Source organism: Agromyces sp. GL_144, assembly GCF_057834305.1.
Window position 1 is genome coordinate 2,302,035 of the sequence record NZ_CM174399.1, and the last position, 22,977, is coordinate 2,325,011.

Below are 22,977 nucleotides of genomic sequence, written 5' to 3' on the forward strand. Positions count from 1 at the left end.
CATGACCCGAGTTCGCATCGACCTGTTCTCGTCGCTCGATGGGTACACCGCCGCGCCCGATCCCTCGGCGGACAACCCGATGGGCGAGGACTGGGGGCCGCTCACCGCGGCCTACGCTGCCACACGCACGTTCCGGCAGAAGGTGTTCGGCGACACGAGCGGCGCGGGAACCACCGGCATCGACGACGCCTACGCCACGTCGTTCTTCACCGGCGTCGGTGCCGAGATCATGGGCGCGGCCATGTTCGGCCTGCACGCGTTTCCCGACGACCCGGAATGGAAGGGATGGTGGGGTGAGCGGCCGCCGTTCGGTTGCCCGGTGTACGTGCTCACCCACGCCGCGCCTCGCCCGTCGATCGCGATGGAGGGCGGCACGACCTTCCACTTCCGCACCGGCTCGATCGAGGAGGTGCTCGCGGAGGCCACCACCGCCGCCGGCGGCCTCGACGTCCGGGTCGGGGGCGGCGTGCGCACCGCGCGCGAATTCCTGCGCGCCGGGCTCGTCGACGATCTGCACGTCGGCATCGCGCCGATCGTGCTCGCCAGGGGCAACCGCGTGTGGGAGGACCTTCGGGGCCTCGAGCACACCCATCGGGTGACCACGGAGGTCGCCGAGAGCGGCACCATCCACGTCACCTTCACGAGAGAGGCGCAGCGATGACGATCGAGCGCCGACTCGCGCACGCCGGATTCACCCTCTCGCGGGACTATCCCGTGCCGGTCGAGAACGTCTGGCGGGCGTTCGCCGACGAGGAGCAGAAGCGAAGCTGGTTCGGCGACGCCGACACGTTCGACGCCCGCGAGTGGGCGTTCGACTTCCGCGTCGGCGGACGCGACATCGACGAGGCGAAGTTCCACGACGGACCGCTGTCGCGGTACGAGGCCGTCTACACCGACATCGTCGAGCACGTCCGCATCGTCACGACCTACGACATGTGGCTCGACGGCGCCCACATGTCGACCTCGGTGGCCTCCTTCGAGTTCGAGCAGGTCGCCGAGGGCACCCGGTTCACGCATGCCGAGCACGGCGTCTTCTTCGACCGGTTCTGGGCCGACGGCGCGAACCGCGAAGCGGGCACCCGCGGCCTCCTCGAAGCTCTCAGCCGTCATCTTGAGGAGCAGCGGAGCGCGCCGTAGCGCCGCTCTCGAGGCATGGAGTTCTCGCAACGGCTCGCCGACACGCGTCACCGTGGTCGAGCGAACATCCGTCCTGTCGCTCGAGCGAGGACCGCCGATCGGTTGCTGCCTCAGCCGACGCGCGAGCGTATCGGATCGAGCACCGCCTCCGCCGCCCAGGCCGCGGCGTCGGCGATATCACTGCGGGTCATGCCGAACTCCCGACGGAAGGTGACCCACGTCGCCGCCGAATCGAGGTGAGCCAAGGCCGCGACGATCGCCCTGCGCTCAGCCGCTCCGAGCGAAGGAACCTCGGCGTCGATCATCTCCTCGAGCATGCCCCTTCGCGGGCTCGGCGTCGCGCCGCTGATCCCCCGCATCGCGGTCTCGGCCACGACGTGCGTCAGTTCCGGTCGACGGTCGTACGACTCCATCGCCGCACGGATCGTGAGCGGCATGTCGAAGATGCTGGGAGCGTCTTCGCGCGGGAAGATCCGACGCTCGATCCATGCGGCCGCAGCGAGCAGCAGGTCGACCCGCGTTGCATAGTTTCGGAAGATCGTGCGCTCGCCGACTCCCGCACGTCGGGCGATCAGCCGGAACGACACGTCGTCGGTGCCGAGCTCTTCGATCAACTCGGCGTAGGCGGCGAGGATCGCCTCCTGGGTGCGGTTGACGCCGCGAGCCGATCGGTCCTCGGGTTCGCCGGCCGCTGGCACCGTCACGCCCGTGCTCGCACGAAGGAGCGAATCATCTCGAGGTCCGAGACAGGGTGGGAAGGCCGCTCAGGACTTGGGCGACGGATCGGTCGAAGACATCCGAGATCTCGGGCGCGCTCAAGTCGAAGCCCGTTCGCATGCGCGCCCAGAACTGCGCCGACGCGAAGTAGCGCAGCGTGGCCGCCACCCGGCGCAGGTCACGTTCATTCACCGAAGGATGATTCGTCGCGAGCATCGCCACGAGGGCGCGGGTGAGGAACGTGGCCTCCGGTTCGCCGGTCGGTGAGATCGATGCAGCGCGCGCACACACGAACGCGAACGCCGGCGACGAATCGAACGCCACGAAGCGGGCGCGGGACGCCGCCTCGAACTCAGGGATCGTGATGAACGGCGGCAACGGGAACTCGGTGGACTCGATCCACCCGGCGACGCCCTCCAGGAGGTGCGATCTCGTCGGGAAGTGACGGTAGACCGTCCGCTCCGACACGCCGACCGCGTCGCCGAGGGCGCCGTACGAGATGTCGTCGAACGGAATCTCGCGCAGGGCCGCAGCGGTGTTGGCGAGAATCGCAGTCGGGGTGTCCATCGCCTCCGCCATCATCCGCCCCCCTTCTTCAGCCGTCTGGTCTCCTCGGCCGTTCGCCCTCGCGGAGGTTCCCCCCGCGATGTCGGCTCGACCGGCAGCAGATACCGGTCCGAGTCGTCGAGCGTCAGCGCCAGTGACGACACGTACTGCGTCTCGCCATGAGCCCCTCGTTCCGCCGATGCCAGCATATCCGGCCGCTCGAACGTGTAGCCGGTGACATGGCAGCGCAGTCGGTCACCCGACGGGTTGCCGTCGGCATCGAGCATCGGCGAGCCGATGCCGTCCGTCTCGCGCCGCAGGTAGTACCTGCCGCGCGTGACCAGCGCCATGAGCGGGGTCGTGAACGCGGCGACGCCGATCGCGATCAGCACCGAGAACGGCCGCAACCCATCGCCGAACAGACCCCCGAACGCCGCCAGCGACAGGAGCGAGGCCAGGCCGACCGACACCAGACCGACCGGATTCCAGTCCCGCAGCATGCCGCGCCGGAACTCGGGGTAGACCGGCGAGATGTGCAGCACGTGCTTGTTGATCGCGATGTCGCTGGCGATCGTGACCAGCCACGCCATCACGACGTTCGCGTAGAGGCTGAGCACGAAGCTGATGAGGCTGAAGACGTCCATCCACATCAGGGCGAGGGCGATGGCGAGGTTGAAGAAGATGAAGATCGACCGGCCAGGGTAGTTCTTGGTGAGCCGGGTGTAGACGTTCGACCATGCCAGCGACCCGGAGTATGCGTTCGTGACATTGATCTTGACCTGGGCGACGACGACGAGAACGAGCGCCAGGCCGATCGCCAGCCACTCCGGCATGATCGATTCGTAGAGGGCGATGAACTGCCGCACCGGCTCGGCGGCCTGTTGGCCGAGATCCGGGTCCACGCGCGTGATGAGGTAGACCGCGAGGAAGACGCCGATGACCTGCTTGATGCCGCTGAACAGCACCCATCCGGGCCCCGCGAACACGAGCGAGGCCCACCACGACCGTCGGTTCACGCGCGTGCGCGGCGGCATCGCCCGGATCACGTCGATCTGCTCGGCCAACTGCGGCGTCAGCGCGAAGCAGACGGCGGCACTCGCGACGATGGCTTCGAGGCTGACGGCACCGTCGGTCTCCCCCGTGAACGCGACGAACGCCCGCACCGCCTCGGGGTCGGACACGATCACCCAGAGCAGGGGCAGCAGCGCGAGCGCGAGCCAGAGCGGTGTGGTCCAGAACTGCAGGCGTTCGAGCGCGCGCATCCCATAGATCACGATCGGGACCACCACCACGGTGGAGATGAGGTAACCGATCGGGAGCGGGATCGCGACCGCGATATGGAGTCCCTGCGCCATGATCGCCCCCTCGAGGGCGAAGAAGATGCACGTGAACACGGCGAAGATCACGGTCGTGATCGACGAGCCGTAGTATCCGAACCCCGACCCGCGGGCGATCAGATCCAGATCGAGGTTGTAGCGAGCTGCGTAGTACGCGATGGGCAGGCCGACGATGAAGATGATGACCGACGCGAACAGGATGCCGAGCACGGCGTTGTTCGTTCCGTGCTCGACCCCCACACTGGCCCCGATCGAGAAATCGGCGAGGAAGGCGATCGAGCCGAGAGCCGTGACGCCGATCGAGCCGGCGCTCCAGCGTCGGAACGACCGCGGAACATAGCGGAAGGCATAGTCCTCGAGACTGTCATCGGCGGCTGCCCGCGCGTTGTCTGCCCTCGCCGCCACGTTCGCTCTCCTTGCGCCTCGTCAGTGGGGCTCATCTTCCCGGTTCGCGTATTACAGCCGCATTGCGCGCTAGATCGCCATGGCCGCGCGCACACCCTCGGCAGCAGATGCCCCGCCGTCACCGGTGCTCGACACGAACCCGCTCGCGAGCACGAGGTACTTGTCCGCGGCCTCGAGCGCGAAGCCGATGTGCTGCTCCACGAGCAGCACGGAGAGGCCCTCGCTCGCGAGCTGCATCACCGTGTGCTCGATCTCGGCGACGATCGTCGGCTGGATGCCCTCCGTCGGCTCGTCGAGGATGAGCGTCTTCGGCTCGGTGATGAGCGCCCGGGCGATCGCGAGCTGCTGACGCTGACCGCCCGAGAGCAGGCCGGCCTTGCGGGTGGCGAACTTCCCCAGGGCGGGGAAGCGCGAAAGCTGTTGCTCGATGAGCGACTTGCCGCGCTTGCGGCCGTCGGCGACGAGCTGCAGGTTCTCCATCGTCGTGAGTTGCGAGAACGACTGCTGGCCCTGCGGAACGTAGGCCATGCCGCGCGCGACGCGCTTGTTGGGCGGGAGCGACGTGACGTCCTCGCCGTCGAAGATCACCTTGCCGCTGAGCGGCTTGATGAGTCCGATCGCGACGCGCAACAGCGTCGATTTTCCGGCCCCGTTGTGACCGAGCACGGCCACCACCCCGTCGGAACTCGGCAGCGTCACGCCGTGCAGTACGAGTGTGCGGCCGTAGCCGGCCCGGATGTCGTTCAGCTCGAGCATGTCAGACCCCCTCCCCTCGCGTCGCGGCATCCGTCACCGCGGTCGTCGTGTCAGCCACGGCCAGCATGGCGGTCGTGGTCGCGACCCCGGCTGTGCCGAGGTAGACCTCCTGCACGTTGGGGTCGGCCTGGACCTGCGCGACCGCGCCCTCCGAGAGCACCTTGCCCTGGTGCAGCACCGTGACGCGCGACGCGTACCGGCGCATGAAATCCATGTCGTGCTCGACGACCAGCACGATGCGGCGCTGGGCGATGCGCTGCAGGAGCTCGCCGGTCGCGGACCGCTCGTCCTGACTCATCCCGGCGACGGGCTCGTCGAGCAGGAGCGCGCGCGGCTCCTGCACGAGCATCATCCCGATCTCCAACCACTGCTTCTGGCCGTGGGACAGGATGCCGGCCGGCGTCTCGCGCTCCGCACCCAGCCCCGTCTCCTCCAACGCCAGTTCGATCGCGGGTTCGATGCCGCGCCGAGCACGCAACAACGAGAGCGACGAGCGGTGGAGCCCTGCCGCGATGTCGAGGTTCTGCAGGACCGAGAGCTGCTCGAACACGCTTGCGGTCTGGAACGTCCGCCCGACCCCGAGGCGCACGATCTTGTTGACCGGCTTGCCCAGGAGCTCCTGATCGCCGAGCTTCACCGATCCGGAGCCCTTGGACATGCCGGTGATGGCGTCGATGCAGGTCGTCTTGCCGGCCCCGTTCGGGCCGATGAGGAAGCGCACCTCGCCGGGGTGGGCGTCGAAGGAGACGCCGCCGACGGCGACGAAGCCATCGAACTCGACGTGCAGGTCTGAGACGACGAGCGAATCGGACGTGTTCACTTCTTCGCCTCCTCGAGCACGGGTGCTTCAGCGACGGTGAGCGCGGATGGCGCGGATGGCGCGGATGGCGCGGATGGCGCGGATGGCGCTGGGCGCGAGCGCCACACCAAGCTCTTCGCCTTACGCGACAGCGAGGACAATCCCATCGGGAGGAAGAGGGTCACGAGGATGAAGACGAGTCCCAGGATGTAGATCCACCCACTGGGCCAGCTGGATCCGAGGCTCGACTGCCCCCATCCGATCGCCATCGCCCCGAGAGCCGGGCCGAACAGCGAGGCGCGGCCACCGAGCGCCACACCGGCGATCATCAGGATCGAGGCGGAAGCGCCGATCTCTGCCGGTGTGATGATGCCGACGATGGGGACGAACATGGCTCCCGCGATGCTCGCCATCAGCGCGGCGACCACATAGGCGACCAGCTTGATGTTGGCGGGGTCGTAGCCGAGGAAGCGAACGCGCTCTTCGGCATCGCGCGTGGCGATCAGCAGTTCACCGAACCGGCTGCGGTTGAGCTGCCACACCACCAGAAGGCACACGATGAGCAACGCGGCCGCGATCATGAAGACCATGACCTTGTTCGCATCGTCGTTCAAGACGAACCCGAAGAAGTACTTGAAGTCGCTGAGCCCGGTGTCGCCACCGGTCTCGCGGATCGTCGAACTGATCAGGACGGCGAGCGCCACGGCGAGCGCCTGGGAGAGGATCGCGAAGTACGCCCCCTTGATCCTGCGCTTGAACAGGGCGTATCCGAGCACCCCGGCCACGATCACCGGCAGCAGCACGATGGCCGCCAGCGTGAAGACGTCGCTGCGGAACGGCTCCCAGAAGGCGGGAAGCGATGCCAGCGGGTCGTACAGGATCATGAAGACGGGAAGGCTGCCGGCGACCGTGCTCTCCAGCGTGAGGTGCATCGCCATCGCGTAGGCACCGAGCCCGAAGAAGACTCCCTGCCCGAGGACCAGCATGCCTCCACGACCCCAGGCGAGGCCGATCCCCACCGCGGCGATCGCCCAGCAGCAGTACTTTCCGAGGTTGTTGAGCCAGTGCATGGACAGCACGGCTGGGGCGACGACCAGGAGCAGCACGGCGAACACCGCGATGCCGATCACTGGAAGCCACGGCTTGAGTTTGGTCATGTCAACCCCCGGGTGCGGACCGTGAACAGGCCCTGTGGACGGAACTGCAGGAACACGACGAGCAGAACGAAGGCGAGCACCTGGGCCATGCTTCCGGTGGTCCAGTCCGCGAAGAACGACAGGGCGATGCCCAGCGCCCACGCGGCGATCACGGTCCCCTTGATCTGGCCGACACCGCCGGCGACGACGACGAGGAACGCGGGAATGATGTACTGCGTGCCCATCTGGGAGTTCGTGCCGCCGATGAGCGACGCTGCGACTCCGGCGACGCCTGCCAGGCCCGAACCCACGAAGAACGTGATGCGGTCGATGTTGCGGGTGCGGATGCCGCTGGTCTCGGCGAGGTCCCGGTTCTGGACGGTCGCCCTGATCCGGCGCCCGAAGGACGAGTACTTGAGCCATGCCGCCAGCGCGATCAGGCACAGGGCCGCGAGCACGATGGTGAACAACTGCCGGAGGGGCCACGCGTAGCCGAAGACGGCGATCTGCCCGCTGAGCCAGTCGGGGGCCTGCACGGGCACGCCCTGTGCAGGGAAGATCTGCAGTGCGACCTGCTGCAGGATCAGAGCCACACCGACCGTGACCAGGAGGGTGTCGAGAGGTCGTCGATACATCCACTGGATGATGCCGATCTCGAGAAGGAGGCCGAGGAGTCCCGCTCCGATGAAGGCCAGCGGCAGCGCGAGCAGGATCGAGACGTTGCTGGAGATGACGACCAGTTGGGTCAGGTACGCGATGAACGCACCGGCCATGATGAACTCGCCGTGCGCCATGTTGATCACCCCCATCTGGCCGAAGGTGAGGGTGAGCCCGAGCGCTGCGAGCAGCAGCAGCGCGCCCAGCGCGGTGCCGTTCAACAACGGCGGTATGAGTGCATCCACGTGCGTTCGCTCTCTGTTCAGTCGTCGTTCCGGAGCGGTGATGATGCGGGGTCCCGTGCCCGCCGGGACGCGGGACCCCGCATCCGGCGAGGATCAGCCCGCGGCGGCTACCAGAGCATCGCGGACGTCGGCGGGGAACCAGTCGTACCCTTCGAGGTACGGGTCGGGGTCGATGAAGCCGTCGGACGACCAGACGATGTCGAACTGGTTGTCGGCGTTGATCCTGCCGATGTTGCCCGGCTTGGAGATGTGGTGGTTCTCGCCGTCGAGGGTGATGACGCCCTCTGGCGCGTCGACGGTGATTCCGCCTTCCGCGGCGGCGGCATTGATCTCGTCGACGTCGAACGAACCGGCCGCTTCGGCCAGGGCCTTGTAGAGGTAGAGCGAGATGTACGCGGCCTCCATCGGGTCGGAAGTCACCCCGCTGCTGTCCGGGTAGGCCTGCCAGCGCTCGATGAAGCCGGGGTTGTTCGGCGTCTGGAGCGACTGGAAGTAGTTCCACGACGCATAGTTGCCGGTGACCTCGTGGCCCATGGCCGGCGCCTCCTCCTCGGCGATCGACACCGAGATGATCGGCGTCGTCTCCGGGGTGAGACCGGCGTCGTAGTACGCCTTGATGAAGCCGACGTTCGACGAGCCGTTGATCGTGTTGAAGACGAAGTCCGGGTCCGCGGCGACGATCTTCGAAACCTGGGTCGTCCAGTCGTCCTTGTCGAGCGGCACGTATTCCTCGCCGACGATCTCGATCCCGAGTTCGGCGGCGTAGAGCTTGATGATCGCGTTCGCGGTGCGCGGGAACACGTAGTCGGAACCCGCCAGGAACAGGGTCTTCACGCCCTGGGAAGCGAGATAGTCCATCGCGGGGATGATCTGCTGGTTCGTGGTCGCGCCGGTGTAGTAGATGTTCGGCGACGACTCGAGGCCCTCGTACTGCACCGGGTAGAAGAACAGGCCGTTGTTCTCTTCGACGACCGGCTTGACCGCCTTGCGGGACGACGAGGTCCAACCGCCGAAGATCGCGGCGACGCAGTCCTGCGTGAGGAGCTTCTCGGTCTTCTCCGCGAAGGTCGGCCAGTCGGTGGCCCCATCTTCCTGGATGTACTCGATCTGCTTGCCGAGGATGCCTCCGTCGGCGTTGATCTCGTCCGCGGCCATGTGCAGGACGTTGGAGACGGTCTGCTCCGAGATTGCCATCCCACCGGTCAGTGAGTTGAGGAAGCCGAGCTTGATCGTGTCGCCGGACGTGTCGATGCAGCTTTCGGCCGCCGCTGCGGCGGAATCCGCCTCTGCGGTGTCACCGGCGCGGGAACCGCAGCCGGCGAGCATGAGGACCGCTGCGGTCGCGAGGGCGGGGACGGCCAGCATGCGGCGCGCCCTTCGAGTTCGTGTCGCGTTCATATGGAACTCCATTTCTGTGTGATGCAGGGGTGATGCGTTCTCGGGTTCGGTGCTGGGCCTGGCCGGCGCGCCGCATGACCCGGTCGCGCCGACGTCATTTCGGGGACGGCGGACGACGGGACACGGTGCGGGCGGGCGTCGAGGAGATGACGGAACAGGCTGATCTGTGAATCACGGCGCGGAGCAGGACGTTGAGCCGGCGGTGCCTTGCGTCTGGATGCCGGATGGTGCCGGGCCTCGCATGCCGGTTCGGACCGGCGAAAGGTGATCGCCGACCGTTGCGGTAGTGCCAGCATGGGACTGTGGCATTACTTTGACATTTCTCTGATGTTCCGATCTGGTTAACCATCGGCGGAGACTCCCGGTAAGAACGCCGTGATTCCGGGCATTCTTGACCCATATCTCGGAATCAGCTCAGGCGAGCACCTCAGCGAAAGAATTCGATATGGCACACTTCTGACATCACCCGTCGGAGGCCTACATGCACTTCACTCCCGCCGAAACCGAGAAGCTCCTGCTGTCGGTCGCAGCGATGGTCGCGCGCGACCGACTCGAGCGGGGCATCCTGCTCAACCACCCCGAGACCGTCGCTCTGCTCTCGAGTTGGGTCATCGAACGGGCCAGAGACGGTCGCGGCGTCTCTGAATTGATGCAGGAGGGCCGCACCGTACTCCGCCGTGATCAGGTGATGCCGGGCGTTCCCGAGATGCTCGCCGACGTGCAGGTCGAAGCGACGTTCCCGGATGGCCGCAAGCTCGTCACCGTCCACCACCCGATCGACTGAGGAGTCGCCGTGGCATCACCTTCATCGCATGGCCCTGGCGCCTACCGGATCCAGCCGGGGCGCATCGAGCTCAACGCCGATCGCAGCGACGCGGAGCGCATCCGGCTCGTGTTCGTGAACACGGGCGACCGCCCGATCCAGATCGGCTCGCACATCCACCTTCCCGACGTGAACGGAGCCCTCGAGTTCGACCGGGCCGCCGCGCAGGGATTCCGGCTCGACATCCCCTCCGGGACCTCTCAGCGCTTCGAGCCGGGCGCATCGCGGGCGCTCGACGCCGTGGCATTGCGCGGTGCGCGCCGGGTTCCCGGCATCCAGATCAAGACCGAGGGACAGGAGGTGCTCGATGGTCTGGCTTGACCGTTCACGATACGCAGCGATCTACGGGCCGACGGTCGGAGACGAGGTGCGGCTCGGCGACACCGACCTTTGGATCCAGATCGAGCGCGATCTCACCATCGGCGGCGAGGAGGCCGTGTTCGGTGGCGGCAAGTCGATCCGCGAGTCCATGGCGCAGGCGACGACGACGCGAGCGGACGGCGCCCTCGACACGGTCATCACGAACGCGATCATCCTGGACTGGTGGGGCATCATCCGCGCCGATATCGGCATCCGCGACGGTCGGATCGTCGGCATCGGGCACGCGGGCAATCCCGACATCAGCGACGGCATCGACATGATCATCGGCCCGTCCACGGATGTCATCTCCGGTGAGGGACGCATCGTCACCGCGGGCGCCATCGACTCGCACGTCCACCTGCTCTCGCCCTCGCAGATCCACGAGGCACTCGCCACCGGCATCACGACGATCGTGGGCGGTGGCACCGGACCATCGGAGGGGTCCAAGGCGACGACGGTCACCCCGGGTGCGTGGCATCTGTCCGCCATGCACCGTGCGCTGGATCGGCTGCCGGTCAACATCCTGCTGCTCGGCAAGGGCAACACGGTGTCGATGGCCGCCCTGAAGGAGCAGGCTCTCGCCGGCGCCGCCGGCTACAAGGTGCACGAGGACTGGGGCTCCTCCCCCGCGGCGATCGACGCGTCGTTGCGTGCGGCCGAGGATTGGGGCCTGCAGGTCGCGCTGCACTCGGACTCTCTGAACGAGGCGGGATTCGTCGAGTCGACGATCGCGGCGATGGGCGGCCGATCCATCCACGCGTTCCACGTAGAAGGCGCCGGCGGCGGTCACGCTCCAGACATCCTCTCGATCGCCGGGCTGCCCCACGTGATCCCGGGTTCCACGAACCCGACGCTCCCTCACACGGTCAACACGGTCGCCGAGCACCTCGACATGCTGATGGTCTGCCATCATCTCAACCCTGCGGTTCCGGAGGACCTCGCATTCGCCGAGTCGCGCATCCGGGCCACCACGATCGCGGCGGAGGACATCCTTCACGACATCGGCGCCCTGTCCGTGACCTCGTCGGACGCGCAGGCCATGGGCCGGATCGGCGAAGTGATCACGCGCACCTGGCAGGTCGCACACGTCATGAAACACCGTCGCGGCCCGTTGGACGGCGGGATGCCGGCAGACAACGAACGAGCGCGTCGCTACGTGGCGAAGTACACCATCAACCCCGCGATCGCCCACGGGATCGCATACGACGTGGGGTCGATCGAGGTCGGCCGTCTGGCCGACCTCGTGGTGTGGGACCCGAAATTCTTCGGTGTCCGACCCGCCGTCGTCGTCAAGGGCGGCGCAATCGCGTGGGCCGCGCTCGGCGACCCGAACGCCTCCATCCCGACGCCGCAGCCCGTGATGATGCGACCGTCCTTCGGCGACGCGATCGGGGCGGACGTGTCGGTGACGTACGTCTCGCCTGCGGCACTCGATGCCGGTCTCGCCGAGACGCTCGGACTTCGTCGTCGACTCGCAGGGGTCGAGCCCACGCGCCATATCGGCAAAGTCGACATGAAGAACAACGACGTCCTGCCGTCGATCCGCATTCGTCCCGACACGTTCGAGATCGCGATCGACGGCGAGGACGTCGAACCGGCGCCCGCGGCATCCCTCCCCCTCGCGCAGCTGTACAACCTCTTCTGATGAAGCCGTCACCGCACACGATCAGCCTGCTGTTGGCGGATGCGCGCCTCCCCAGCGGCGGCCATGCGCAGTCGTCGGGAGTGGAGCCTGCACTGCTGGCAGGGATGCCGGTCGCGGACGTCCCCGCATTCCTGCGTGCCAGAGCCCGGACGACGGGCATGGTGGATGCCGGCACCGCTGTGCTCGCCCGGCACGCGGCGCTCGACTGCGTCCCGATGGCACCGATCGAGCGGGCATGGGCCGCGCGCACGCCGAGCCGCGCGATCCGTGATGCCGCGAAGGATCTCGGACGTGGCCTCAATCGGCTGGCCGTGCAGATCTGGCCCGCAGTGCGAAACTCGCTCGGCGACCTCGATGAGTCCCCGCCGAGACCGCTCGTGCTCGGCGCGATCGCCGCACACGCGGGGCTCGATGCCGAGAGCCTTGTTCGGCTCATCGTCTACGACGACATGGCATGCGCCGTGGCCGCGCTCCTCAAGCTCGAGCCCGGCGATCCCGCGCAGGGTGTCGCGATGGTGCTCGACGCCTGTTCATCGATCGAGCCGAACGTCGCCGCCGTGTCGAGCATCACATCCACCCACCAGATCCCCGCGGCGAGTGCGCCGCAAAGCGAGGCATGGGCGGAAGCTCATGCCCTGACCACCAGGAGGCTCTTCCGTGCCTGAGAACACCCCCACCCGCGCCCTGCGTCTCGGCATTGCCGGACCCGTGGGTACCGGCAAGTCCTCGCTCATCGCGACCGTGTGCCGTTCCCTCGCCGACGAACTTCGACTCGGAGTGATCACGAACGACATCTACACCGACGAAGACGCTCGATTCCTCCGTTCGGCCGGAGTGCTCGAACCCGATCGCATCCGTGCCGTCGAGACCGGCGCGTGCCCGCACACCGCGATCCGAGATGACATCACCATGAATCTCATCGCCGCCGAAGACCTCGAGCGTGATTTCGCTCCCCTCGATGTCGTGCTCATCGAATCCGGGGGCGACAACCTGACCGCGACGTTCTCACCGGCACTCGTCGACGCGCAGATCTTCGTGCTCGACGTCGCAGGCGGCGGCGACGTCGCCCGCAAGGGCGGTCCGGGCATCGGGCGAGCCGACCTGCTGGTGGTCAACAAGACGGACCTCGCACCCCACGTCGGCGTCGATGTGCCGCAGATGGTGGCGGATGCGTCGCAGGCACGCGAGGGCCGGGCCGTCCTCGCGCTGTCGCGCTCGGATGCCGCATCCGTCGCTGCGCTGCGCGCCTGGGTGCTCGGCGTTCTCGAGAGCCACCGCCGCGGCACGCACGTGCCTCAGGACCCGGGGCCGATGGCACCGCACTTCCACGCCGATGAAGAACACCCCGACGGCGGCTTCGTGCACCGTCACGATGAGGAGGGCGCGGACGAGCACCACTCGAGCGCGCCAGATCACGTTCCTTCGCTCTCCGATGCTCTGAAATGACGACGACACGGATCGCGGTGCGGGCGGGCCATCCTCGTGCGCAGGTCGACCTGGTCGTCGGCGCACTGGCTCCGAGACTCGTCGGACGCACCTCCTGCACCGCGCACGTCGCGCTCACCGCCGCGGGCATGCTCCTCCTCGGCGGCGACCTCGTCGACGTCGAGGTGGACGTGGGGCCCGACTGCACCCTCGAGCTCGAAGACGTCGGCGGCATGGTCGCCTACCGTGCCCTGACCTCCGCAGCTCAGGTGACCTTCGCTGCGCGGGTGGGATCAGGCGGCACCCTGCTCTGGCGTGCCCTGCCGCTGGTCGTCGCGGAGGGCGCAAGCGTCGATCGCCGCACGCAGATCGACCTCGACACGGGCGGATGCACTGTCATCCGGGAGACCGTCGTGCTGGGTCGGCAGGGCGAGGCGGGTGGGAGCCTCTCGTCCCACCTCTCGATCACGGATCCCGACGGCCCAGTACTCACCGAGGACCTCGACCTCGACGGGCGCTTTCCCGAACCGGGGATATTGAGCTCGGATCGGGTGCTGGACGCGATCATCGCAATCGGCTTCCGCCCCGACCATGAGCCCGGCGCATTGCTGCTCGACCAGCCCGGCGCGGTGGCAAGGCATCTGGGCCATCACACGCACGACTCGCCATTGGACCGCGTGTGGGCGGAATGGGCGGAGCAAGCCACGTCAACCGCCGCGTCCGTCGCAACCGCTGCCGTGCCGATCCCGGCAGGAGCCTCGTCGACGCCTCGAGCGATCGACTCGGTCGGGGCGATCGAGTGAACCTCGGTTCCATGGGCGCGGAGGCTCTGCGCCCGGCATCCTCGAAGATCAGCACCCTCCCCCCGGCAACGCGCTCTCCTCACCACCGCGCACGCCTGCCGCTCCTGGGTATGTTCGGAGTCATTCTCGCCCTCCATGTCGCGGGGTTCGGTCTGCTTCTGACACAAGGCGGCGGCGGATCGGGCGCGGGCGCCGTCCTCAGCGTCGGGGTGGGGCTGACGGCCTACGTTCTGGGTCTCCGGCACGCGTTCGACGCCGACCACATCGCTGCGATCGACAACACCACGCGGAAGCTGATCAGTGACGGCAAGAAGCCCGTGTCAGTCGGGTTCTGGTTCTCCCTCGGTCATTCCTCCGTCGTGCTGGCGCTCGTACTGCTGCTCGCGCTCGGCGTGGGCGCCATCGCTGGTCCACTCCAAGACGACGGGTCCGTGCTCCACCGGGTCACGGGCACCGTCGGCACGACCGTGTCGGCCCTGTTCCTGGGCGTCATCGCCGCGATCAACGTCGCCCTGTTGGCATCGACGTGGCGAACGTATCGGCAGGTGCGCTCAGGTGAGGTCACGATGACCCAGATCGAGGAGCAGGCGACGACACGCGGCCCCCTGGCCCGTCTCTTCGCACCCGTCATGCGCACCATCCGTGCACCATGGCAGATGTATCCGCTCGGCGTGCTCTTCGGCTTCGGATTCGACACCGCCACCGAGGTCGGCCTGCTGGTCCTTGCTGCAACCAGCACCGCGTCGGGAATCGCGTGGTACACCCTGCTGTCACTGCCCCTGCTCTTCGCCGCAGGCATGTCCCTTCTCGACACTGCCGACGGACTGGTGATGCGCTACGCCTACGGTTGGGCGTTCACCGACGGCCCGCGCAGGCTTGGATACAACCTCACCATCACCGCGATCTCCGTCATGGTCGCCGTCGCAGTCGGAACCACGGAGCTTGTCGCACTTCTCGGTGAAGAACTCGGTCTCGACGGTGGCGTGTGGCAGTTCGCAGCCGGTGTGAACCTCAATGCGATCGGCTTCGGGATCGCCGGTGGCCTGATCGTCGTTTGGCTCGGCGCTGTCATCGTGTGGCGGCGAGCACGACAGATGTGAGACTCCGTTCGATGCTCATTCCGAGGCGACGCGCGTGAGTCCGGGGTCGGTGGACTCAACCGGGCTGCTCCCCCGGACGCAGACTCGTCTTCAACAGCCAACCGACCGACGCGACGCACGCGTCGCCGCGCCTCGATCCCCTCACGGGATCGAGCGTCATTCCCACGAGAGCGTGTGCGCCCAGCCGGCGATGTAGGCACGTTCGTCGAGGGCGAGACGAACGACGCCGAACGGCAGCGGCCGATCCTCGAGATCGCAGAGGTCGAATATCCGCCGAACGAGCACGGGACGCAACGGTGCATCGAGGTTCTCGAGCAGCTCGCGCTGGAGCGGATGCTCCAGCCTCGGCCACCAGAGGCCGATCGGCGGAAGTCCATGTCGCCGCCGAGGGCTGTCCCCGACTTGCGCAAGATCGGCGATCGTGCTCATGCCACCACCTCCTGAGGCGGGCGGTGCTCGATCGAGGGTCTCGGAGGGGTCGAAGTGCTCCGACGGGCTGAACGGGTCATCAGGTGCTCCTTGCTGCCGGGATCGATCACGAGCCCGGTGCCATGACGTGAGATCGACCATTCGCGAGGCGGGAGGAGCTTGACGTGCGGCGGAAGGGGTCTCCCGCGTACCGGCCGGCCGCGCTCACGCGAGATCCACGATCACCGCGCCAGGTCGGAGCACCCGGGGCGCCACGCGCAGATCACGGGGTCGGCTTGCCGCCGGTGACGCCGAGCGTCTCGCCGATGACATAGCTCGATTCCGCCGATGCGAGGAACACGAACGCGGGCGCGAGTTCGGCGGGCTGGCCCATGCGGCCGAGCGGCGTGTTCTCGCCGAACTCCGCGAGCTTCTCGGGCGGCTGCCCGTCGGTCACCTGCAGGACGGTCCAGACGGGGCCCGGCGCGACCGCGTTCACCCGGATTCCCTTCGGCGCGAGCTGCTGGGCGATCGCCTTCGTGAACGCGTTGATCGTCGCCTTCGTCGACGCGTAGTCGATCAGGATCGGCGAGGGCTCGTAGGCCTGGATCGAGGTCGTGTTGATGATCGTCGAGCCCGGCGTCAGGTGCGGCACCGCCGCCTTGGTGATCCAGAACATCGCGTACACGTTGGTCTTGAACGTGTCGTCGAACTGATCGTCGGAGAGGTCGACGAGGTCCTCGACGTACACCTGCTTGCCCCCGTTGTTCACGACGAGGTCGAGGCCGCCGAGCGAATCCGCCGAACGATCGACGAGATCGCGGCAGTACCCGGCGTCACGCAGGTCGCCCGGAATCGTGAACACCCGCACGCCGGCATCCTGCGCGATCGCCGCGACGCGTTGCGCATCGGCCTCCTCCTCGGGCAGGTACGCCATGACGACGTCGGCGCCCTCACGGGCGAACGCGATGACGGTGGCCGCTCCGATGCCCGAATCGGCGCCCGTGACGAGCGCCTTGCGCCCCTGCAGGCGCCCGCTGCCGCGGTAGGAGTTCTCGCCCAGATCGGGTTTCGGGTCGAGCTTCGCGTCGAGTCCGGGTTCGGGCTGGTGCTGCGCCTTCGGGTCGTACTCGGCGTAGAGCTTCGACGGGTCGCCGAACGTGTACTGATCCCGCGTGGACTGGTCTCGCGTCTGCTCGCTCATGCGGCGAATCTACGCGGCCTCGCGAAGCGACGGCAGGGCCTTGCGCGCTGCGCTTCTCCCCGCTATCGAGCGAGCGGATGCCGCGCTCACGCGAGGGCGGACCGCGTCGTGCTCACGGCTCGAGCACGACCTTGATGCATCCGTCCTCCTTCTTCATGAAGGTCTCGTACATCTCGGGGGCGCGCTCGAGCGGCACCCGGTGCGTGACGAGGTCCTCGACTCCGAGCGGGTCGGCCGCTTCCTCGACGAGCGGCAGCAGGTCGTCGCGCCAGCGGTGCACGTTGCACTGGCCCATGCGCAGGGCGATCTGCTTGTCGAACATCGAGATGAACGGCATCGGGTCGGCCGCACCGGCGTACACGCCGCTGAGCGACACGGTGCCGCCGCGCTGCACGAGTTCGAGCGCGAGGTGCAGGGCCGCGAGCCGGTCCACGCCCGCCTTCTGCATCATCGGCTTCGCGAGCCCGTCGGGCAGGATGCCGACCGCCTTCTGCACGAACTCGACGCCGGGATTGCCGTGCGCCTCCATGCCGACGGCGTCGACGACGCTGTCGGGTCCGCGCCCATCGGTCTCGTCGCGGAGCAGATCGACGAGATCATCGTCGAGGTCGAACGTCTCGATGCCGTGCCGCTCGGCCATCGCCCGCCGCTCGGGCACCGGGTCGACGGCGAGCACGCGCTGGCCGAAGTGCCGCCCGATGCGCGCGGCGAACTGACCGACCGGCCCGAGGCCGAGCACCGCGAGGGTGCCGCCCGCGGGCACGTTCGCGTACTGCACGCCCTGCCAGGCGGTCGGCAGGATGTCGCTGAGGAACAGGTACCGGTCGTCGGACAACTCGTGCCCGACCCTGTAGGCGTTGGCGTCGGCCCGTCGCACCCGCAGGTACTCGGCCTGCCCGCCGGGTATCGATCCGTACAGCTCGGTGTAACCGTAGAGGTCGGCTCCGGTGCCGGTGTCCCGGTTCTGCGTCGTCTCGCACTGCGTCGTCAGCCCGCGCAGGCACATGTAGCACGCACCGCAGGCGATCACGAAGGGCACCACGACGCGATCGCCGACCGCGAGGCCCGCGACATCCGCCCCGACCTCCTCGATGACCCCCATCGGCTCGTGACCGAGGATGTCGCCCTTCGCGAGGAACGGCCCGAGCACGTTGTAGAGGTGCAGGTCGGAGCCGCAGATCGCGGTCGAGGTGATGCGGACGACCGCGTCGGTCGGTTCCTCGATGCGCGGGTCGGGACCCGTTTCGACGCTGACGCTGCCGGTGGACTGCCAGGTGAGTGCTCTCATGCCCTCACCCTCGCCGAACCTCGAACCGCGCTCAAGGGGCTGGACTGCATGCACTCAGAGAGGTAAGACCCCCAGACGCGCACACGCAGCGCGCTCGTCGGCAGACTCGGCAGGGCGTCTACAGTTCTTCGGCGGAGCGGCATCCCTCGATCAACGAAGCCTGGGTGCTCGAACTGCTCGACTCCGCCAATAGCTCGCGCGGACTGCTCGTCACCCGAGAACCCGACGGCTCGGCAACGGTGCCCGCCTCGCCGATGGGCACGCCACGAGGCGGTCGGCCGTGCCGCCGCACATCAAGGCCGAGTCCTGACATCGTGCGGTCGTATCGCGAACGAAAAGAACCCCTGATCAGCTGCTATCTGTAGGGCGGACGGGACTTGAACCCGTGACCGATGGATTATGAGTCCACTGCTCTAACCGGCTGAGCTACCGCCCCGTGAGCGACATCAGTCGGGAAGGATGACCGGTATCGACTCGGTGACCGGATCGGTCACGCGCTCACCACGATACAGACTCTCGAACGTGTCGAGCGTGCGGGTGATGTCGTGGGCCTTGATGAGCTTGATCGACGCCGCCTTCAGCGCGTGGTACTCGTCGGGCGAGGCCTCGAGCACGGTGCGGAGCTTGGCTGCGAGATCTTCGGGGTTGCTCGGCTCGAAGAGGTAGCCGTTCTCGCCATCGTGCACGAGGTGCGGCAGCGCCATGGCGTTGGCCGCGACGACGGGCAGCGCCGAGGCCATGGCCTCCATCGTCACGATGCTCTGGAGCTCGGCGATCGACGGCATCGCCAGCACGGAGGCGCGGTGGTAGGCCTCGCGCAGCTCTTCGTCGGTCACGTAGCCCGTGAAGGTGACGCGGTCGGCGATGCCCAGTTCGACCGCCAGCGCCTCGAGGTTGCGCTTCTGGTCGCCGCCGCCGACGATCTCGACCTTGGCGTCGAGCGAGGCGGGCAGCATGGTGAGGGCCCGCAGCAGCACGTCGATCTGCTTCTCGCCCGTGACCCGCCCGACGAAGAGGATGCGGTTCTCGGTGCGGGGCTCCCAGTTGGGCGAGTACTTGTGGGCGTCGATGCCGCAGGAGATGGCGTGCACGCCGTTGAGGCCGGTGTGCTTCTCGAGGAACTGCGCGGCCTTGAGCGTGGGAGTGGTGACCGACTCGGCGCGGCCGAACGTGCGCCCCGCCGCCTTCCAGGCGAGGCCGACGGCCCAGTCCTGCCAGGCCTTGGGCAGGAGCGTGAACTCGAGCATGTTCTCGGGCATGAAGTGGTTCGTGCCGACGATGCGGATGCCGCGCTTCGCAGCCTCGAGTGAGAGGCCCCGGCCCACGATGATGTGCGACTGGAAGTGCACGACGTCGGGCTGCACGGCGTCGATGATGCGGGCGCTGTTCTGCTTGATGCGCCACGGAAGCGCGAATCGCAGCCAGTCGTGGGGGTACCAGCGCCAGCTGCGCAGCCGGTGCGCGGTGATCTCCTGCCCCTCGTGCACCTCGGGCCACGTGCCGTGCTTGCGGTTCGCGGCGGGCGCGACGACGTGCACCTCGTGACCGCGCTCGACGAGGCCGGCGGCGAGCCGCTCGGCGAACCTGGCCGCACCGTTGACGTTGGGCGCGAACGTGTCGGCGCCGATCAGGATGCGAAGCGGGCGTTCCGGCTCTGCGCGGTCGGCGGCACTGGGGGATGTCGCACCGGGAGTGTCAGACACGTGGTGAAGTTCCTCACAATTCTGGGGCGGCCCGATCGGCCTGGGTCGTCACGGCGCCGTTCGGGCGCGAGCGGTGACTTCGAAGAATAGTAGTCTACGTGGCGCCCCGGGGGCGGGCCGGGACCAGCATGTCGCGAGCCGGATGCCGCGAGCCGCACGCCGATCGGAAGGCGCGGCCGAGAGGCGCCGGGCGCCCCTGACGGCCCGCGCCTCAGAGCCGGGTCTGCGGGTGGTTGCGAGCGAGCAGGAACACGCCCCACACGGCGATCGCTCCGGCGATCACGAAGACGATGTTCGCCCAGAGGCCGGCCTGCGAGGCCTCGCCGAGCACGACGATGCCGATGACGACGGCGACGATGGGGTCGACGACCGTGAGGCCGGCGATCACGAGGTCGGGCGGTCCCGACGCGTAGGCGTTCTGAACGAAGTACGCTCCGAGGGCGGTCGCGGCGAGCAGGCCGATGACGCAGGTGAGCGTCAGCCACTCGAACTCGCCCTGCTGCACGCGGCCGATGACGACCTTGGCGAGCGTGGCGACGAAGCCGTAGAGCACACCGGCCATGATGACGTAGAACACGGCACGGATGCGGCTGCGGAAGAACCAGAAGGCGAGGCCGGCAGCGATCAGCACGACCGCGAGCAGCGAGAGGATGACGATGAGCTGGCGGTCGGTGACGGGCTTGTCGACGGCCGTGAACGCCGCGACGCCGACGAAGAGGAACACGCCACCGACGCACATGACGATCGCGGTGATCGACTTGGAGTTCAGCTTCACCTTGTTGACGCGCGAGTTGAGGATCGACGTGATCACGAGCGCGATCGCGCCGAGCGGCTGCACCACGATGAGCGGCGCGAACGAGAGGCTCGCGAGCTGGAAGACGATGGCGAGGCCGAGCATGACCGTGCCGATGACCCACGACGGGCGCGACAGCAGCAACCAGAGCTGTCCGAGCCCGAGGCCGGTGCCGAGCGAGTCACGGGTGTGCGCCTCGACCTTGGTCACGCCGCGGTGCTGGAACTGGGCGCCGAGCGACAGGAAGACCGCGCCGACCAGGGCCAGGGGAATGCCGATGAACTGGGTGGGGTCGAGGGCGATCTGCTCTGTGAGGTCGCTCAGGTTCGGATCCACGCAACGACCCTACCTCTCCCGCGCCGATATCCTTGGCGAATGGCCGTGCTTCCCATTCGCATCACCGGCGACCCGGTGCTCCACTCCCCCGCCCTCCCCGTCGAGACCATCGACGACGGCATCCGCGAGTTGGTGCGCGACATGTTCGACACGATGGATGCCGCACCCGGCGTGGGGCTCGCGGGGCCGCAGGTCGGCGTCGCGCTGCGCCTGTTCACCTACGGCTGGACCGACGAGTCCGACCGCGAATGGCGCGGCGTCGCGATCAACCCCGAGCTCTGGATCACGCCGGCCGTGCCCGGGCACCCCGACCCCGACCTCGAGTCCGAGGGCTGCCTCTCGTTCCCGGGCGAGCGGTTCCCGCTGCGTCGCGCCGAGCGTGCGCTGCTGCGTGCGACGGACCTCGAGGGCGAGCGCTTCGAGATCGAGGCCGACGGATGGCTCGCCCGCATCTTCCAACACGAGTTCGACCACCTCGACGGCACGCTCTACACCGACCGGCTGACCGATCGCGAACAGCGCATCGTCGCGAAGATCTGCCGCAAGGTCGGTTGGGGCGAGCCCGGTGTCTCGTGGATGCCCGGCGTCGACGACCTCGAGGCCTGACCCGATCCCGAGCGGCCGTGTCGCGACATCCGCTCAGGTGAACGCACGGATGGCGGCGGCGACGCCCGCGGCCACGATGACCACGACGACGAACGGCACCCGCAGGGCGTAGAGGGCCGCCGCGACGATGACCGCGGGCACGCGCGCGTCGAGCACGATCGCCTGCCCGGCGCCGAGCGTCTGCACGACGATGAGCGCGGAGAGCAGCGCGACCGTGAGCAGGTCGGCGATGCGCGCCGGGCGCTCGCGCTCGAGGAACCCCGCCGGCACGACGTACCCGCCGAGCTTCAGGGCGAGCGTCGCCGCGGAGGCGATGAGGATCACGTGCCAGGTCGTCATGCCGCCGGCCTCTTGCGGTCGAACCAGTCGAACCACCCGATGACGAGGGCGACGGATGCCGCGACGAGCACGGGCAGGCCCGGTACGAGCACGGGCGTGGTCAGCGCCGCGACGACCGCCGCGCCGACGGCGACGGCACCCGCCTGCACGCGCTTCAGGCGCGGCCAGAGCAGCCCGAGGAACGCGGCCGCGGCCGCGGCATCGAGCCCCCAGGCCTTCGTGTCGCCGAGCGCGTCGCCGATGAGCGCGCCGAGCAGCGTGGTGAGGCTCCAGCCGACGAAGACGATGGCGCCCGTGAGCCAGAAACCGAGTCGGGCCGACTTCTCGTCGGACTGCGCGAGCGCGACGGCGGTGGACTCGTCGATCGTGAGCCAGGCCGCACCCACGCGCTTCACCGGGCCGCCGCGGTCGACGAGCGGCTTCATGCGCATGCCGTAGACGACGTTGCGCACGCCGAGCAGCGCGGCCGCGGCGATGGCCGGCCCTGCGGCGGCCGCCCCGCCGCCGGCGAGGACCCCGATGAGGGCGAACTGCGAGCCGCCGGTGAACATCACGAGGCTGAGGAACATCGTCTGCCACACGTCGAGACCCGACGCGACCGAGAGCGCACCGAACGAGATGCCGTAGGCGGCCGTCGCGAGCCCGACCGAGAGCGAGGCGCGCACGGCGGCGCTGCGGCCGGCAGCGGCCTCGGTCACCTCGTCCATGCGCGCACCCTCGGATCGACTTGCTCTTCGTGGCGCTGTCGACAGGACCCCGCCGGTGCAGAAAGCCCCGCATCCGTCTGGATGCGGGGCTTCGGTTGCTCCCCCACTTGGACTCGAACCAAGAACCTATCGGTTAACAGCCGATTGCTCTGCCAATTGAGCTATGGAGGATCATGCGTGTTGCAGCGGATTCACTCTAGCAAAACGTGCGCGTCTGACCAATTCGAGCGACCCTCGACAAACAGCCGGCCGCGGCGTCGTGGAGGACGCCCCGACCAGATGCGATTTCAGGGTACCGACGGCA

At 68.1% G+C, this 22,977-nt stretch carries 25 protein-coding genes and 2 tRNA genes; 10 read left to right on the top strand and 17 right to left on the bottom strand.

Features of this window, described 5'->3' with window-relative positions:
* The first annotated feature begins 1 nt into the window (after position 1).
* Positions 2 to 661, top strand: a complete 660-nt coding sequence (locus AC3IPY_RS10440) for a dihydrofolate reductase family protein (protein WP_489184226.1) — start codon at positions 2 to 4, stop codon at positions 659 to 661.
* Positions 658 to 1,137, top strand: coding sequence for an SRPBCC domain-containing protein (locus tag AC3IPY_RS10445; protein ID WP_489184227.1), 480 nt, complete (start codon positions 658 to 660; stop codon positions 1,135 to 1,137). The genes AC3IPY_RS10440 and AC3IPY_RS10445 overlap by 4 nt, the downstream gene beginning before the upstream one ends.
* Positions 1,138 to 1,247: 110 nt before the next feature.
* Here AC3IPY_RS10445 and AC3IPY_RS10450 read toward each other — a convergent pair whose 3' ends face one another.
* The 8 genes from AC3IPY_RS10450 to urtA all read right to left on the bottom strand — a co-directional run bounded on the left by AC3IPY_RS10450 (position 1,248) and on the right by urtA (position 9,100).
* Positions 1,248 to 1,841: a TetR/AcrR family transcriptional regulator gene (locus tag AC3IPY_RS10450; protein WP_489184228.1), complete on the bottom strand. Its 594-nt coding sequence runs from the start codon at positions 1,839 to 1,841 to the stop codon at positions 1,248 to 1,250.
* Between the two features lie 25 nt (positions 1,842 to 1,866).
* Complete coding sequence (locus AC3IPY_RS10455) at positions 1,867 to 2,421, bottom strand: TetR/AcrR family transcriptional regulator (RefSeq protein WP_489184229.1); 555 nt, start codon at positions 2,419 to 2,421, stop codon at positions 1,867 to 1,869.
* A gap of 11 nt (positions 2,422 to 2,432) precedes the next feature.
* Positions 2,433 to 4,142 (bottom strand): purine-cytosine permease family protein, encoded by a 1,710-nt coding sequence (locus tag AC3IPY_RS10460; RefSeq protein ID WP_489184230.1) that lies wholly within the window; start codon positions 4,140 to 4,142, stop codon positions 2,433 to 2,435.
* A gap of 69 nt (positions 4,143 to 4,211) precedes the next feature.
* Positions 4,212 to 4,898, bottom strand: coding sequence for an ATP-binding cassette domain-containing protein (locus AC3IPY_RS10465; protein ID WP_489184231.1), 687 nt, complete (start codon positions 4,896 to 4,898; stop codon positions 4,212 to 4,214).
* Between the two features lies 1 nt (position 4,899).
* Positions 4,900 to 5,718 (bottom strand): urea ABC transporter ATP-binding protein UrtD, encoded by an 819-nt coding sequence (gene urtD, locus AC3IPY_RS10470; protein ID WP_489184232.1) that lies wholly within the window; start codon positions 5,716 to 5,718, stop codon positions 4,900 to 4,902.
* The gene (gene urtC / locus AC3IPY_RS10475; protein ID WP_489184233.1) at positions 5,715 to 6,854 is read right to left on the bottom strand and encodes an urea ABC transporter permease subunit UrtC; all 1,140 of its coding nucleotides are present in this window, start codon (positions 6,852 to 6,854) and stop codon (positions 5,715 to 5,717) included. Before urtC ends, urtD begins: the two co-directional genes overlap by 4 nt.
* Positions 6,851 to 7,735: an urea ABC transporter permease subunit UrtB gene (gene urtB, locus AC3IPY_RS10480; protein WP_489184234.1), complete on the bottom strand. Its 885-nt coding sequence runs from the start codon at positions 7,733 to 7,735 to the stop codon at positions 6,851 to 6,853. The genes urtC and urtB overlap by 4 nt, the downstream gene beginning before the upstream one ends.
* 93 nt (positions 7,736 to 7,828) lie before the next feature.
* Positions 7,829 to 9,100, bottom strand: a complete 1,272-nt coding sequence (gene urtA / locus AC3IPY_RS10485) for an urea ABC transporter substrate-binding protein (RefSeq protein WP_489184235.1) — start codon at positions 9,098 to 9,100, stop codon at positions 7,829 to 7,831.
* Between the two features lie 514 nt (positions 9,101 to 9,614).
* Between urtA and AC3IPY_RS10490 the strand changes: the two genes are divergently transcribed.
* Genes AC3IPY_RS10490 through AC3IPY_RS10520 form a run of 7 tightly spaced genes read left to right on the top strand, consistent with a single transcriptional unit; the run spans position 9,615 to position 15,289 of the window.
* Positions 9,615 to 9,917, top strand: coding sequence for an urease subunit gamma (locus AC3IPY_RS10490; protein WP_489184236.1), 303 nt, complete (start codon positions 9,615 to 9,617; stop codon positions 9,915 to 9,917).
* Positions 9,918 to 9,926: 9 nt separating this feature from the next.
* Positions 9,927 to 10,277: an urease subunit beta gene (gene ureB / locus AC3IPY_RS10495; RefSeq protein ID WP_489184237.1), complete on the top strand. Its 351-nt coding sequence runs from the start codon at positions 9,927 to 9,929 to the stop codon at positions 10,275 to 10,277.
* The gene (locus AC3IPY_RS10500) at positions 10,264 to 11,961 is read left to right on the top strand and encodes an urease subunit alpha (protein WP_489184238.1); all 1,698 of its coding nucleotides are present in this window, start codon (positions 10,264 to 10,266) and stop codon (positions 11,959 to 11,961) included. The genes ureB and AC3IPY_RS10500 overlap by 14 nt, the downstream gene beginning before the upstream one ends.
* The gene (locus AC3IPY_RS10505; protein WP_489184239.1) at positions 11,961 to 12,626 is read left to right on the top strand and encodes an urease accessory protein UreF; all 666 of its coding nucleotides are present in this window, start codon (positions 11,961 to 11,963) and stop codon (positions 12,624 to 12,626) included. The genes AC3IPY_RS10500 and AC3IPY_RS10505 overlap by 1 nt, the downstream gene beginning before the upstream one ends.
* Positions 12,619 to 13,407, top strand: coding sequence for an urease accessory protein UreG (ureG, locus tag AC3IPY_RS10510; protein ID WP_489184241.1), 789 nt, complete (start codon positions 12,619 to 12,621; stop codon positions 13,405 to 13,407). Before AC3IPY_RS10505 ends, ureG begins: the two co-directional genes overlap by 8 nt.
* Entirely contained in the window at positions 13,404 to 14,189 is a 786-nt protein-coding gene (locus tag AC3IPY_RS10515; protein ID WP_489184242.1) for an urease accessory protein UreD, read from the top strand. Before ureG ends, AC3IPY_RS10515 begins: the two co-directional genes overlap by 4 nt.
* A complete protein-coding gene (locus AC3IPY_RS10520; protein WP_489184243.1) occupies positions 14,186 to 15,289 on the top strand; it encodes a HoxN/HupN/NixA family nickel/cobalt transporter in 1,104 nt (367 codons plus the stop codon). The genes AC3IPY_RS10515 and AC3IPY_RS10520 overlap by 4 nt, the downstream gene beginning before the upstream one ends.
* A 156-nt stretch (positions 15,290 to 15,445) precedes the next feature.
* Here the strand turns inward: AC3IPY_RS10520 and AC3IPY_RS10525 are convergent, their stop codons facing one another.
* The 6 genes from AC3IPY_RS10525 to AC3IPY_RS10550 form a co-directional block, all read right to left on the bottom strand.
* Complete coding sequence (locus AC3IPY_RS10525; RefSeq protein WP_489184244.1) at positions 15,446 to 15,718, bottom strand: hypothetical protein; 273 nt, start codon at positions 15,716 to 15,718, stop codon at positions 15,446 to 15,448.
* Between the two features lie 262 nt (positions 15,719 to 15,980).
* Complete coding sequence (locus tag AC3IPY_RS10530; protein ID WP_489184245.1) at positions 15,981 to 16,901, bottom strand: SDR family oxidoreductase; 921 nt, start codon at positions 16,899 to 16,901, stop codon at positions 15,981 to 15,983.
* 112 nt (positions 16,902 to 17,013) lie between these two features.
* Positions 17,014 to 18,189, bottom strand: coding sequence for an alcohol dehydrogenase catalytic domain-containing protein (locus tag AC3IPY_RS10535; RefSeq protein WP_489184246.1), 1,176 nt, complete (start codon positions 18,187 to 18,189; stop codon positions 17,014 to 17,016).
* A gap of 362 nt (positions 18,190 to 18,551) precedes the next feature.
* A tRNA-Ile gene (locus AC3IPY_RS10540) sits at positions 18,552 to 18,625 on the bottom strand.
* 10 nt (positions 18,626 to 18,635) lie between these two features.
* Entirely contained in the window at positions 18,636 to 19,892 is a 1,257-nt protein-coding gene (locus tag AC3IPY_RS10545; RefSeq protein WP_489184247.1) for a glycosyltransferase, read from the bottom strand.
* Positions 19,893 to 20,103: 211 nt separating this feature from the next.
* Positions 20,104 to 21,021: a DMT family transporter gene (locus tag AC3IPY_RS10550; protein WP_489184248.1), complete on the bottom strand. Its 918-nt coding sequence runs from the start codon at positions 21,019 to 21,021 to the stop codon at positions 20,104 to 20,106.
* Between the two features lie 39 nt (positions 21,022 to 21,060).
* On the opposite strand from AC3IPY_RS10550, the gene def reads away from it, so the two are divergent.
* Positions 21,061 to 21,627, top strand: a complete 567-nt coding sequence (gene def / locus AC3IPY_RS10555) for a peptide deformylase (RefSeq protein WP_489184250.1) — start codon at positions 21,061 to 21,063, stop codon at positions 21,625 to 21,627.
* A gap of 33 nt (positions 21,628 to 21,660) precedes the next feature.
* Here def and AC3IPY_RS10560 read toward each other — a convergent pair whose 3' ends face one another.
* From AC3IPY_RS10560 to AC3IPY_RS10570, 3 genes are all read right to left on the bottom strand, one after another.
* The gene (locus tag AC3IPY_RS10560; RefSeq protein ID WP_489184251.1) at positions 21,661 to 21,966 is read right to left on the bottom strand and encodes an AzlD domain-containing protein; all 306 of its coding nucleotides are present in this window, start codon (positions 21,964 to 21,966) and stop codon (positions 21,661 to 21,663) included.
* Positions 21,963 to 22,673, bottom strand: a complete 711-nt coding sequence (locus tag AC3IPY_RS10565; RefSeq protein WP_489184252.1) for an AzlC family ABC transporter permease — start codon at positions 22,671 to 22,673, stop codon at positions 21,963 to 21,965. The genes AC3IPY_RS10560 and AC3IPY_RS10565 overlap by 4 nt, the downstream gene beginning before the upstream one ends.
* A gap of 98 nt (positions 22,674 to 22,771) precedes the next feature.
* Positions 22,772 to 22,844, bottom strand: a tRNA-Asn gene (locus AC3IPY_RS10570).
* Between the last annotated feature and the right edge of the window lie 133 nt (positions 22,845 to 22,977).

What these genes read in the sequence shown, in the direction of transcription:
- AC3IPY_RS10440 (WP_489184226.1), top strand. Translation starts at nt 2, where the DNA reads ATGACCCGAGTTCGCATCGACCTGTTCTCGTCGCTCGATGGGTACACC.
- AC3IPY_RS10445 (WP_489184227.1), top strand. Translation starts at nt 658, where the DNA reads ATGACGATCGAGCGCCGACTCGCGCACGCCGGATTCACCCTCTCGCGG.
- AC3IPY_RS10455 (WP_489184229.1), bottom strand. Translation starts at nt 2,421, where the DNA reads ATGGACACCCCGACTGCGATTCTCGCCAACACCGCTGCGGCCCTGCGC.
- AC3IPY_RS10465 (WP_489184231.1), bottom strand. Translation starts at nt 4,898, where the DNA reads ATGCTCGAGCTGAACGACATCCGGGCCGGCTACGGCCGCACACTCGTA.
- urtC (WP_489184233.1), bottom strand. Translation starts at nt 6,854, where the DNA reads ATGACCAAACTCAAGCCGTGGCTTCCAGTGATCGGCATCGCGGTGTTC.
- urtA (WP_489184235.1), bottom strand. Translation starts at nt 9,100, where the DNA reads ATGCTGGCCGTCCCCGCCCTCGCGACCGCAGCGGTCCTCATGCTCGCC.
- AC3IPY_RS10490 (WP_489184236.1), top strand. Translation starts at nt 9,615, where the DNA reads ATGCACTTCACTCCCGCCGAAACCGAGAAGCTCCTGCTGTCGGTCGCA.
- AC3IPY_RS10500 (WP_489184238.1), top strand. Translation starts at nt 10,264, where the DNA reads ATGGTCTGGCTTGACCGTTCACGATACGCAGCGATCTACGGGCCGACG.
- AC3IPY_RS10505 (WP_489184239.1), top strand. Translation starts at nt 11,961, where the DNA reads ATGAAGCCGTCACCGCACACGATCAGCCTGCTGTTGGCGGATGCGCGC.
- AC3IPY_RS10515 (WP_489184242.1), top strand. Translation starts at nt 13,404, where the DNA reads ATGACGACGACACGGATCGCGGTGCGGGCGGGCCATCCTCGTGCGCAG.
- AC3IPY_RS10525 (WP_489184244.1), bottom strand. Translation starts at nt 15,718, where the DNA reads ATGAGCACGATCGCCGATCTTGCGCAAGTCGGGGACAGCCCTCGGCGG.
- AC3IPY_RS10530 (WP_489184245.1), bottom strand. Translation starts at nt 16,901, where the DNA reads ATGAGCGAGCAGACGCGAGACCAGTCCACGCGGGATCAGTACACGTTC.
- AC3IPY_RS10535 (WP_489184246.1), bottom strand. Translation starts at nt 18,189, where the DNA reads ATGAGAGCACTCACCTGGCAGTCCACCGGCAGCGTCAGCGTCGAAACG.
- def (WP_489184250.1), top strand. Translation starts at nt 21,061, where the DNA reads ATGGCCGTGCTTCCCATTCGCATCACCGGCGACCCGGTGCTCCACTCC.
- AC3IPY_RS10560 (WP_489184251.1), bottom strand. Translation starts at nt 21,966, where the DNA reads ATGACGACCTGGCACGTGATCCTCATCGCCTCCGCGGCGACGCTCGCC.
- AC3IPY_RS10565 (WP_489184252.1), bottom strand. Translation starts at nt 22,673, where the DNA reads ATGGACGAGGTGACCGAGGCCGCTGCCGGCCGCAGCGCCGCCGTGCGC.